Raw genomic sequence first — 12,192 nt, 5'->3', positions numbered from 1 at the left:
CGACTTAGTATTAGAATGGGACGCTTAAATAGTGTGACGAGACTCAAACTCAGATAAAGCAATCAGCTTTCCGAATTATTATTTAATGCTAGCTAAATAGCGTTAGATAACCAAATTTGTCTGGAAACCATAGAGCTGTGGCACCACCTGATCCCATTCCGAACTCAGAAGTGAAACACAGTATCGCCGATGGTAGTGTGGGGTCTCCCCATGTGAGAGTAGGTCATTTCCAGGCGCCTAATTTACTCGAAAGAGTAGTGATAAGCCCGTTGCTAACGTAACGGACTTTTCTACGTCTAAGATTTAAGCATGAAAGTCGTGTGGCCGATATGCCCATGTGAGAGCAGGTCATTTCCAGGCGCCAAATTTACTCGAAACATTTCATTGAGAAGAGATTGATAAGCCCGTTACTAACGTGACGGGCTTTTTTACGTCTGAGATTTGAGCATCTCATTTGAGCCTAAAAGTCGTGTGGCCGATATGCCCATCTGAGAGTAAGTTATTTCCAGGCGCCAAATAAAACAGCAAGGCCACTCTAATTGAGTGGCCTTTTTGTTTTGTGTGGAATAATTATTCTTAAGCATAAGTCATACAATTTACATTAAACATAGTGTGGCCGATATGCCCATGTGAGAGCAGGTCATTTCCAGGTGCCTAATTTACTCGAAACATTTTCATTGAGAAGAGATTGATAAGCCCGTTACTAACGTAACGGTTTTTTACGTTTGAGATTTGAGCATGTCATTTGAGCACAGTATTAGTGTGGCCCATATTCCCATGTGAGAGTAGATCATTTCTAGGCGCAAATAAGTAAGGCTACCTTAATCGGGTAGCCTTACTTTTTATCTGGTTGAAATGTTTTTTGAACTAATGTGTCTTAATGAAGTTATAAGTCAATATGTAGCTTAAGGCGCTAAAGGGTATTCTGCTGAGCTTCAATTTCACTGGCACGTGTGAATCCGCTATGAGTGTTAAGTTGTTTATAGTAACGCTCAAGGTTTGGGTATTTAGCCAGTTCACCTCTGGCTGCTAGCAGCTCAATCACAAATGACATCATGATATCGGCGCCTGTGAGTTTATCTGCCACTAAATAGCGCTTACCTTCTAAAGATGCATTTAAGTAACCGATTACTTTTGCGACTTCTATATCGGCGTAACCCGCCATGAAATTGGTTTGGCAGCCATCTTTTTCAACAAACAATCGAAGTAACAGAGGTAACATTGCAGAGCTTTCAGCGAAATGCAGCCACTGTATATAACTAACGTAATCAGTGCTATTTGATTCCGGTGCTAAGTGACTTGCAAATTGATTGATTAAATACTCAGTGATGGCGCCTGATTCAGCAATGACTAGGCCATTGTGCTCAATGACTGGTGATTTACCTAATGGGTGAATTGCAGTTAATTCAGGTGGTGCTAGAAAGGTGACTTTGTCTCTTTGATAAGCTTTAACTTGGTAGGCTTGCCCTAGTTCTTCTAACAACCATAAAATACGTTTCGAACGAGACTGATTGAGATGGTGTAGTGTGATCATAATAATCCCTTTACTGTCAGTTTGCCTTTAAAAGCGGGCAAGATAGAAATTAATAAATCTATTAACCAGATTTAACTAAGCTGAATCAAGATTAACTTGGTTTGAACCTAGGGTTAATTCGATAGATTGCCGTGGTTAGTATATTTTATATAGCCATAATAATAACCCTAGCAATGTTTCAGTTTGGCTAGGGTTATTGATTGGCTGTTTACGCCTTAAATAGTTTGGCCATTATGCCGCTATTTATGAACCATTAAACCCAAAGGTTGCTTAAAATATTTATACTTTAAGTAACATTAGCATGGCTTGAGCAACCGCTTCTGATGAAGCCGGATTTTGGCCAGTAACTAAGTTGCCATCAACTTCAATATGGCTAGCCCAATCTGCACCTTTAGTGTAAATACCACCATTATCTTTCAGCATATCTTCAACTAAGTAGGGAACGATAGCCGTTAGTTGCACAGCATCTTCTTCGCTATTAGTAAATCCTGTAACTTTTTTACCGTTAACTAAAAAGCTGCCATCAGCATTTTTAGCATGGCGTAATGCGCCTGATGCATGACACACGAGACCCAATGGTTTACCTTGCTGGTAAGTCTGTTCAATTAAGGCAATCGAGTGTTTGTCTTCAGTTAAGTCCCAAAGTGGCCCATGGCCGCCAGGGTAAAAGACAGCATCAAAGTCAGCTACATTTATACTGACAAGGCGTACTGTATTTGCGAGCTGTTTTTGAGCATCAGTATCGCTTTTGAAGCGTGCAGTTGTTGCTGTTTGGAAGTCTGCACCATCACTACTTGGATCTAAAGGTGGCTGACCACCTAAAGGGGAAGCTAGCACTATTACTGCGTCATTATCAGCAAAATGATAATACGGTGAGGTAAATTCCTCTAGCCAAAAGCCTGTTTTGTTACCTGTGTCACCTAGTTTATCGTGTGAGGTTAATACCATTAAAATTTTCATCTGTATTCCTAATTAATAGACCAGTCGTCTATTTTTTGGTTGTCAATATCCGCTCTAAAACGGTGAGGATGTACCTTAAATCGTATAGCTTGTCGGTTTACATAAATCTTTTAGAATCAATTAATCATCGCTGACTATGGCTTTAAAAATGATATAGTTATGTCCATTGCCTGCTTTAGCCCTCTGTCATCTTTGCTTAGTTTTGCCATTAAGCTAGCGCCGATCCACAAATTATAAAGCAGTTCAGCTGTCTCATCCGCACTGAGTTTTTTAATCGATTTATCTTCAATACCCGCGGTGATACAGCCACTAATCGCGCCTTGTACTACTTGGGTTCCTTTTAATAATGCGACTCGCATAGGTTCTGATAAATCAGCTACTTCGGCACTCAGTTTAACCACTAGGCACTTTTGTGATGAACAGCTATCTGCTTGTGACGTCATCCAACCTTGCCAATATGTTATTAAACGTTTTAATCCAGATTGAGCTGGGTTACCAAACAGGATTTGCAAACGTTGCTGATAATCATCGAAGTAATCTTCGATGAGCGCTTCACCAAATTGCTCCTTTGATTTGAAGTAATGGTAAAACGAGCCTTTAGGGACTTCGGCATGTTTAAGGAGTTCAGATAATCCAACGCTGACAAAGCCGCGTGCTGCGATCAATTGATAGCCGATATCTAAAATATGTTGGCGTGTATCTTGGGTGCTTGTTTTCATCCAGTGAGAATACACTCAAATAGACCAGTCGTCTAGTGGGTGTCTTATGACTATCAATTCGTTCTTATTTCAAATCTGGCTATCCTTTTTTGTTATCAACTAATATTGGGCTGATGAGCATCTGAATTTATAGTATTTTCTTAATATTAATTTTTGCCTGTAAAAAATCTTCTACGATTAATTTATTAATATCATCGCACGATCTATGCTTAAAGGTATTCCGAATAATATTACAACTCAGTTTTTGATGGGTTAACTACTAATGTCAAAGCACTGTCAAAAGGTGTTTAGTTGTCGGCTTTGCTCAGATTAACGACTTGGATCCCTCTCAACTGGGAGTATATAACTTCCATTTGCGCTATAAAATTGTCAAGGCGAGTGGCTTAAAGGTCTAGATGGTCTTTATCTTGGCTAGTTTGAGGATGGCAATGGGGTTAATGCAAAAAATAAGCTGGTCATTTCTCTTGCAAATATAACCTCGATGTTGCGTGATGCAACTTACCTCACTTTATAAATGAGATGGGTTATAAAATAGAGTTAGATCAACCGCTATTTTCAGCGTTTTTTATCATATTTAATATGTTTACTCGCTCATAGAGTGACTTTTGTTTAGAATGTTTGTCCTCATCGTCCTTTGGCCATTTGCTAATTGGAACTGATTCACACTGAGGTGGACTGTTTTTCTGCCTAGGAGCTTTAATGCAACTGTTTGTAAAAGATTTAACCGTAATAGACTTCTCTTATCTTTGCCCCATTCGCGGTATGGTCGGCGAAAGCTGGATTGTTGATGTGCTGCTTGATGGCGGGCTAGACGAGCAAAATATGGTGCTTGATTTTTCTAAAGTCAAAAAAACCATTAAGAATACCATTGATGATGTTGCCGACCATCGTTTGTTGATCCCAACAGCGTGTAATCAAGTCAGGTGGCAACAACAGGGTGACAGAGTGTGGATGGATTTTGCTAGTCAAAAGGGCGATATTCATTTGGCTTGTCCATCACAAGCATTTGCCCTCATCCCTACAGAAGTCATCGACTTTGAAAGTGTGAATGACTTTTTACAAAAAGCCCTTCGCGAAGCATTACCTGACAATGTGCAAGATATTAGTATTACATTACGTAATGAAGTACTGACGACGCCTTATTATCATTACAGCCATGGTTTACGTAAACATGATGGCAATTGTCAGCGCATTGCACACGGTCATCGCAGCCCCGTAACCGTATTTGAAAATGGCATAGCCGAGCCCAAATGGGACGAGTATTGGGCTGAACGTTGGCATGATGCTTATTTAGGCACAGAAGAAGATATAGTTCCTGTTGCAGATCTGCAATTATCTAAACAAGCCAATGTCAGTGATGATACCCATTACGGTTTTCATTATGTTGCGCCACAGGGAGATTTCCAGTTAGCCATGCCTAAAAATTGCTGCGATATTATTCCCCATGACACTACAGTAGAGTTACTGGCTGAGTATATGGCAGTAACTTTGGCGGCTAAAGTGCCTGAAAGCCATTTTAAAGTGATTGCCTATGAAGGCATTGGCAAAGGCGCTATTGCGGTCAGAGGATAGGCCTGAACAGCAGTCTGAGTAATAGTCTGAACAAAATAGATAGAAACAAAAAAGTCATTGTCGTTTATTAAATTGCTGTTAGTTATTGTGAGTTATTAGGGGTAACAAGGAATTGAGTCATATTAAATTGTTTGCGGTAGCTTGCAGTGCTTTACTATCGGGTGTGCTTATATCTCCAGCTAGCGCTGAGATTACCTTTCAAGGTCAATTTGAACAGGGCGCATTGGTGCGCGGTACTGTGCCAGTGGGCAGTAGCATTAAGCTTAATGGTGGACCTGTAAAAGTCACCCCCAAAGGGCAATTTGCTATTGGTTTTGACCGCGATGCTAAAACCGAGCAAATGTTGGAGGTCACCTATCCAACAGGGTTAACTGAGCTTAAGCCTATTAAGGTTACCAGTCGCGAATATAAAATTGATCGTGTGACTGGGATCAGTACCACAATTATGAAGCCTGATCCTGTCGCGCAAAAGCGTGCAGCTGAAGACAGTAAGAAAACCTATGCCGCCCGTGAGACATTTATTGAACAATACGCTTTTATGCAGGATTTTATTTGGCCAGTAACGGGGCGGATTTCAGGGGTATATGGCAGTCAGCGTGTGTATAACGATGTACCAGGTAACCCGCACTTTGGTGTCGATGTCGCTAGACCAACAGGTACAGTCGTCGTATCTCCAGCTGACGGTGTGATTACCTTAGCGGTCCCAGACATGTTTTACTCGGGTGGGACATTAATTATTGACCACGGTTATGGTGTTAGTTCGACATTTTTACATTTAAGTAAGTTATATCCAAAGGTTGGTGATAAAGTGACTCAAGGCCAAAAGCTGGCTGAAATAGGCGCAACAGGCCGTGTAACTGGGCCACATTTAGACTGGCGTTTGAACTGGTTTCAAATGCGTTTAGATCCTGTGTCTATCGTGCCATCTATGTCGAGTGTGTTAGCTGCGGAAAAAACAGCTAAAAAATAACGCTTTGATGGGCTAAACAGCATTAATAAGATTGTTAAAAAAGGAGAACAAAGAGGTTCTCCTTTTTTAACAATATGTATCTAGAAGATCCACTGTACAGAGCGAAGCTTAGTCGCGAGTTAGTTTACCAATAATCGTAGAAGGTGAGTTTGCTTGCTCACTTTCGATAATGGTTTGAATATCGTGCGGATGTACTTTGACACAAATGCCATTCGCCTTGAACGCTATGGTCGGATTGGCTAAACGCTCGTTATCACCTTTAGGTGAGCTAAGTTTAACCTTCACATCAGTTTTTCCGGCTATGACGTCTGCAAGTTGCGGTACATGAGCTATTAACTGGGATACTAAATCATCACAGGTTTGCGCATTTGACGGAAACACTAATTCTACATGCTCCCAACCTTCCATTGGATACACTTTATCTGATGGAAAGGGCAGTTCAACGCATTCAATTGATGTCGTCCCCATCATCATAGGTTCAGATAATTTAATGATTAAAATTGGCCGACCATTAATTATATTATTTGAAATGACTTGACCCAGCTGAGCAAATTCATCCGCAAGTGCTTGGGCTGTTTGGCTATTATTGACGCGTAAAGCAGCGTGATCACAAGTTAACGACAGCGAGGTTAATCCAAGCTGTGTGATAAAAGCTTGGATTTGTACGCTAAAGTCTGGCCAAGTGTGTTGCAAAACGCTGTAATTCATAAAAAGTCCAAATTTTTAGGCTGCTTAAATGGCCTGTTGATTATGGCCAAATCTCAATAGGCGTGCCTGCATCAATCATGCGCCACAATTCATCCATTTCTTTGTTTGTGACGGCAATGCAACCGTTAGTCCAATTGTATCTTTGCGCTTCTTCCGGTGACATGGATGAACGAGGGTTTTGACCATGGATCATTATCATACCGCCAGGGCTGATGCCTAACGCCTGCGCACGCAGTTTGTCTTCATCATTGGGATATGAAATGTGAATAGATTTGTAAAACGCGCTGTCAGGTTTTTTATAATCAAGTACGTAACGTCCTTGCGGGGTACGTTGATCGCCTTCTTTTAATTTATGTCCCTGCGGAGCATCTCCCATCGCAATAACATAGGTTTTTAATACTTTACCGTCCGCGCATCACTGACATACGAGATTCGGACTTATTGACCACCACTAAATCGATTTTAGCATGTGGCTGAGCTGAAGAAGCACTAGCAAATAAAGGGCAAGCAATACTGAGGGCGAAAAACCAATAACGCAAGTGCATGATATCTCCGTATAATGAATATTATTATTTTTATAACGCGGGTAAATTAGCCATTTTTAGTGGACTAATCAGTTAATTGAAATGATTTTAACGTTATCTGTTTGTAAATGGTATGGTTATGTTAGATATCTTTTTCAGGATTTGAGCTAAACAAGCATGAACGAAGCACACTTAGAAGACTCGCCGCTAAAGCAGCGTTTACGGACCATCATTTTTGGTACAGATACCCCTGAGGGTAAAGCATTTGATATTGCGCTTTTGGTATCGATTGTCGCGAGTATATTGCTAATAAGCTTAGACACTATTGATAGTTTACATGCCGATTATGGTGAACTTTTTCTAATAGGTGAATGGATATTTACCATCATCTTCACCCTTGAATATGCACTTAGGCTTTATTGCTCGCAAAATCGCTTACATTACGCTCGCAGCTTTTTTGGCATAGTCGATTTCTTATCTATTTTACCCAGTTACCTCGCATTGATATTTCCTGGGGCAAATTTTGCGCTGGCCATTAGGGTATTAAGATTATTTAGGGTGTTTAGAGTCTTAAAGTTATTACGCTTTCTGGCCGACGGTAATTTGTTATTAAAAGCCATGCTGCAATCAAGTCGAAAGGTGTTTATATTTTTCTTTTCGGTGAGCTTGATAATATTGGTGTTAAGTGTCGTTATGTATGTGGTTGAAGGTCCTAATAATGGTTTCACCTCCATTCCTAAATCTATGTATTGGACTATTGTGACTATCACCACCGTGGGGTATGGCGATATCACCCCACAAACGCCACTGGGTCAAGCTATAGCAGCGTTAACTATGTTGATAGGTTATTCAATCATAGCCATTCCGACCGGTATCTTAACCGCTGAGATTTCTCAAGAAATGGTCAAAATACGCGATCTGCGTAAATGCAGTAATTGTGGCAAAAAAGGTCATGATAATGATGCTCAGTTTTGTAACCACTGTGGCAGTGAATTAGAATCACTGGCCTCTTTAACTCAGCCATAATCTACAGCCCTTTTTATAAGCTAAATAATGCCCTATAAACCCAATAACGTCGTATAAATTAATCGCGATAATTAAAAAGGATATGCATGACCACTGCCAAGTTTGTAGAAGGGCCGATTTTACGACATATATTAGTCATGAGTTCTACTGCTGCGGTGGGGATCTCAGCCTTATTTGTCGTCGATTTGTTAGATATCTTCTTTTTAAGTTTACTTGGCGAGCAAGAGCTTGCAGCTGCTGTGGGTTATGCCGGTACCATTTCATTTTTTACCACTTCAATAGGGATTGGATTATCTATTGCACTAGGTGCTTTGGTTTCAAGATCAATTGGAGCTAAAAACAGCGAACAAGCCAAACGCTTATTTTTAAACTGTGCCGTGGTGACATTCATTATTAGTGTGCTGGTGGCATTGATCGTGATGAGCTTTATTCCCGAGTTACTTGCGCTTGTTGGTGCCAAAGGTTACACCGCCGAACTTGCACAAAGTTACCTGTATATATTAGTGCCATCGTTGCCGGTAATTTGTCTTGCTATGGCACTTGGCGGGGCGCTTAGAGCAGTAGGTGATGCCAAGTTGTCGATGATGTCGACATTAGCGGGTGGCGGTGTTAATGCTGTGCTTGATCCGATATTTATTTTTGTATTCGCAATGGGTATTGAAGGCGCCGCTATTGCATCAGTATTTTCGCGCTTTGCGGTATTGTTTATTGCAGGGCATGGGGTTTTGATTAAACATCAGCTAGTTGGCAAGTTTAACTTTGATGAGTTCAAGCAAGATTTACCGATTATTTTTGCGATTGCAGGGCCTGCAATGTTAACCAATATAGCAACACCAATTGGCAATGCGGTAGTCACCCGGGCTATTGCTGATTTTGGTGACAGTTATGTTGCTGGCTGGGCTATTTTAGGCCGGTTGATCCCGGTTAGTTTTGGGATGATTTTTGCCTTATCTGGCGCAGTTGGGCCAATTGTAGGGCAAAATTTTGGTGCTAATGAATTTGATCGGGTTAAGCAAAGTTTGAATAAAGCGATTCAGTTCTGTGTCATTTATGTTGTCAGCGTATCGCTGATTTTATTCTTACTTCGTCATCATATTGTGAGCGGTTTTGATATGAAAGGCGATGCTGCAGATCTGATATTGTTCTTCTGTCAGTATATTGCGGTGTTTTTCATTTTTTCGGGAATATTGTTTGTCGCCAATGCTTCTTTCAATAATTTGGGCAAGGCTAAATATTCAACCTTTTTCAATGTGGGTAAAGCCACAATTGGTACCATTCCATTTGTTTACTTTGGTGCGCAGTGGGGCGAGGTTTACGGCGTATTAATCGGTCAGGTTATTGGTTCAATTATTTTTGGCCTTGCGGGAATGATAGTGGCCTACCGATTAGTTGATAAATTATCACATACAGCAGTGGCTGAATTGTCTGCGCAGGTGTTTACTAAGTCAGAAGACTTACCTTTAAACACCACAACAGTCTCTTCACCATTGTCATCAGCATCTGCTCAAATGGCTCAGTTAGATGATGAACCCTTGTGTAAGCAATTAGGTGAAACAGATGCTAAACCAGAATCTGAACCCACTTCTGCTTCAACATGTAATGATAAGCTTGATGTAAAGTAATTCAATACCCTGCGGTTAATCCACATCTTGGGTATTGAATTAAATGATTATCAGTACTTTCAGTTGTAATAAGTCACTGTAAGTAAATTATATTAGGATAAGTACTTTGATAAATCCGTGCCAGGCTCAATAGGCACTTCTTGCTGTTCACCCTGGAATAAATAGCCTGGCTTGTTACCCACTAATGTCAGCTTACTATCAGCGAGCTTAAGTGCAGTACCTTCTTGAATAGCAATAATGGGGGTGAGCGGATCCACTTGAGTAAACTCATATAAACGCTGGGCACGCGTTTCACCATTATGGCCCGGTGCTTGATAATTACTGTAATGTGGATTGATTTGAAATGGCACTAGGCCGATAGCGGTAAATGAAGGCGGCTCAATAATCGGCATATCGTTCGTGGTGCGAATTGACAAGCCTGCAATGTTAGATCCAGCGCTCCAGCCCACATAAGGCTTACCTTCACTGACCTGCTGTTTAATCAGGTGAACTAAATCATAACGATATAATTCATTGAGTAATTGGAACGTATTACCGCCACCAATAAAAATACCATCGGCATCTTTTATGGCTTGTTTTGGATCGCCGTATTCATCAATACTACTAATACTGATGGGTAAATCAGCTAAGCCTTGGCGAACTTTTTCCAAATATTCACTGTAGCTCATACCAACACCTGCATAAGGAATAAACAGCCATTTTTGTCCTGCTATACACAATGGTTTTATAAGCTCAACAGCATGGTGTAAATACGGGGTGTCACCCACTCTAGAAGCGCTCAATAATAAAGCATTCACTGACATAAAATATCCTTTTTTTCTTCAATAACCACAGTCGATTATCCCCATATTAACAAAGTTAATAGCAGCAAGATAATAGAGATGACTTTCCGGTTTTTGTGTCGCGACATTTAAGTTTCAATTAAGTATCTGTACCTAAAATCTGCGAGTAATAATGTATCTTGGTTGATTAAATCATATTTAATCTACAATACCTTGAAAATCATTTTACCGGACATATTATGTCTGTAGAATGTATTGATATCGGCAATCTTGCCAACACAGGAGCTAAAATGAAGCGTATCTTTTTGTTAATTGCGACCAACATGGCAATTTTGCTAGTGGCCTCAATTGTAATGTCTATTCTAGGAGTTAACACTTCTACGATGAGTGGATTATTAGTGTTTGCTGCCATTTTCGGTTTTGGTGGCGCCTTTATCAGTTTAGCCATTTCAAAATGGATGGCAAAGAAAACCATGGGTTGTGAAGTGATCACCAATCCACGTGATAATACTGAACGCTGGTTAGTTGAAACCGTTGCTCGTCAAGCTGAGCAAGCAGGTATAAAAATGCCAGAAGTGGCAATTTACCAATCACCTGAAATGAATGCGTTTGCTACTGGCCCAAGTAAGAATAATTCACTGGTTGCGGTAAGCTCAGGCTTACTTTATGGCATGACCCAGGATGAAATTGAAGGCGTTCTAGCCCATGAAGTTAGCCACGTTGCTAACGGTGACATGGTAACGTTAACGCTAATTCAAGGTGTAGTGAACACGTTCGTTATTTTTGCAGCACGCGTCGTTGCGGGTATTATTAATAATGTTGTCTCTAGTAACAGTGAAGAAGGTGAAGGTTTAGGTATGTTTGCCTATATGGCCGTGGTGTTTGTATTAGATATGCTGTTTGGTATCTTAGCTTCAATCATTGTGGCTTACTTCTCTCGTATACGTGAGTTTAGAGCCGATGAAGGTGCTGCACGTTTAGCGGGTAAGAATAAGATGATCGCTGCGCTTGAACGTTTAAAAACGGGCCCAGAAGCAGGTGCAATGCCAGCTCAAATGTCAGCGTTAGGTATTAGCGGTAAGCGTTCTATGGCTGAGTTTATGATGAGCCATCCACCACTAGAAAAACGCATTGCGGCTTTAAAGAACAGCTAATATTGCCGGTAAAATAAACACCACTAAACTGGAGCATTGTGCTCCAGTTTTTTTTATAACTTTTATTATGGATGTATTGATGTAGCGCTCGTTTCAAGTTTAGCTTCAATGCTAAAGTCTTGTTATAACATGATAGTTGCTTAAGTACGGTAGTTCGACTAAATTGGATTTAAGCTAAAAAAATCATCCATATAAGGTCTCAATCATGAATAATGACCTTTATTCAATACCATTGTGGCTAGCGTGGATAAAAAGAGGTTGATATGAAAAATATTTTCTTATGTTCCCTATTCGCTGTTTGTTTTGCTGTGCTCCCTTTTTCAATTGGCGCGTCTGCCGCAGAGGAAAACTTAGCTGATTTTCATGCCGGCATGAACGGGTGTGAAAGCTGTCATGTAAATGAAGAACCTTCGGTTGACGGTGGATATGAATTTGAACAATGTCAAAGTTGCCATGGTTCATTAGCTAAAATGAATGATAACCATAAACCGCATGATGGCATGTTGATGTGTGTCGATTGTCATGCGGTACATGAAGTGAATGTAGGTGAACAACCTGCTTGCGAAGCCTGCCACGATGATGGTCGCGTGGCTAAATAGTGCGTAAGCTAATGTGTTGATG

General features: G+C 40.6%; 11 protein-coding genes, 1 rRNA gene and 1 pseudogene. 7 read left to right on the top strand and 6 right to left on the bottom strand.

The features are described 5' to 3' along the window. The first annotated feature begins 119 nt into the window (after positions 1-119). Positions 120-235, top strand: a 5S ribosomal RNA gene (gene rrf, locus ACRWQN_RS13820). A gap of 678 nt (positions 236-913) precedes the next feature. On the opposite strand, the gene ACRWQN_RS13815 is transcribed toward rrf, so the two are convergent. From ACRWQN_RS13815 to ACRWQN_RS13805, 3 genes are all read right to left on the bottom strand, one after another. Continuing rightward, positions 914-1,534: a glutathione S-transferase family protein gene (locus tag ACRWQN_RS13815; RefSeq protein ID WP_434938359.1), complete on the bottom strand. Its 621-nt coding sequence runs from the start codon at positions 1,532-1,534 to the stop codon at positions 914-916. A gap of 279 nt (positions 1,535-1,813) precedes the next feature. Beyond that, entirely contained in the window at positions 1,814-2,494 is a 681-nt protein-coding gene (locus tag ACRWQN_RS13810; protein ID WP_434938358.1) for a type 1 glutamine amidotransferase domain-containing protein, read from the bottom strand. Positions 2,495-2,628: 134 nt separating this feature from the next. After that, positions 2,629-3,213, bottom strand: coding sequence for a TetR/AcrR family transcriptional regulator (locus ACRWQN_RS13805; protein WP_434938356.1), 585 nt, complete (start codon positions 3,211-3,213; stop codon positions 2,629-2,631). Between the two features lie 699 nt (positions 3,214-3,912). Here ACRWQN_RS13805 and ACRWQN_RS13800 point away from each other — a divergent pair. Next, complete coding sequence (locus ACRWQN_RS13800; protein WP_434931573.1) at positions 3,913-4,785, top strand: 6-carboxytetrahydropterin synthase; 873 nt, start codon at positions 3,913-3,915, stop codon at positions 4,783-4,785. Between the two features lie 163 nt (positions 4,786-4,948). Next, positions 4,949-5,755 carry a M23 family metallopeptidase gene (locus ACRWQN_RS13795; protein ID WP_434940664.1) on the top strand — a complete coding sequence of 269 codons (807 nt, stop codon included), beginning with the start codon at positions 4,949-4,951 and terminating at the stop codon, positions 5,753-5,755. 108 nt (positions 5,756-5,863) lie between these two features. Here the strand turns inward: ACRWQN_RS13795 and ACRWQN_RS13790 are convergent, their stop codons facing one another. Beyond that, positions 5,864-6,463: a VOC family protein gene (locus tag ACRWQN_RS13790; RefSeq protein ID WP_434938354.1), complete on the bottom strand. Its 600-nt coding sequence runs from the start codon at positions 6,461-6,463 to the stop codon at positions 5,864-5,866. Between the two features lie 40 nt (positions 6,464-6,503). Continuing rightward, a pseudogene (locus ACRWQN_RS13785) lies at positions 6,504-7,008 on the bottom strand (L,D-transpeptidase family protein). 156 nt (positions 7,009-7,164) lie between these two features. Here ACRWQN_RS13785 and ACRWQN_RS13780 point away from each other — a divergent pair. Together ACRWQN_RS13780 and ACRWQN_RS13775 are read left to right on the top strand one after the other, a co-directional pair. Continuing rightward, positions 7,165-8,013 (top strand): ion transporter, encoded by an 849-nt coding sequence (locus ACRWQN_RS13780; protein ID WP_434938352.1) that lies wholly within the window; start codon positions 7,165-7,167, stop codon positions 8,011-8,013. A gap of 86 nt (positions 8,014-8,099) precedes the next feature. Further along, positions 8,100-9,635 (top strand): MATE family efflux transporter, encoded by a 1,536-nt coding sequence (locus tag ACRWQN_RS13775; protein ID WP_434938351.1) that lies wholly within the window; start codon positions 8,100-8,102, stop codon positions 9,633-9,635. Between the two features lie 92 nt (positions 9,636-9,727). Here the strand turns inward: ACRWQN_RS13775 and pepE are convergent, their stop codons facing one another. Further along, positions 9,728-10,438: a dipeptidase PepE gene (gene pepE, locus ACRWQN_RS13770; RefSeq protein WP_434938349.1), complete on the bottom strand. Its 711-nt coding sequence runs from the start codon at positions 10,436-10,438 to the stop codon at positions 9,728-9,730. A gap of 269 nt (positions 10,439-10,707) precedes the next feature. On the opposite strand from pepE, the gene htpX reads away from it, so the two are divergent. Together htpX and ACRWQN_RS13760 are read left to right on the top strand one after the other, a co-directional pair. Continuing rightward, a complete protein-coding gene (htpX, locus tag ACRWQN_RS13765; RefSeq protein ID WP_434926580.1) occupies positions 10,708-11,571 on the top strand; it encodes a protease HtpX in 864 nt (287 codons plus the stop codon). A gap of 263 nt (positions 11,572-11,834) precedes the next feature. Beyond that, on the top strand, positions 11,835-12,170 hold the full coding sequence (locus ACRWQN_RS13760) for a cytochrome c3 family protein (RefSeq protein ID WP_434938347.1): 336 nt from the start codon (positions 11,835-11,837) through the stop codon (positions 12,168-12,170). Positions 12,171-12,192 lie beyond the last annotated feature (22 nt).

It is taken from the genome of Shewanella sp. HL-SH8 (genome assembly GCF_051165765.1).
In the GTDB taxonomy this organism is placed as follows: Bacteria; Pseudomonadota; Gammaproteobacteria; order Enterobacterales; family Shewanellaceae; genus Shewanella; species Shewanella glacialimarina.
Note: the sequence above shows the minus strand (reverse complement) of the source record. Positions and strands in the feature narration are given on the sequence as shown.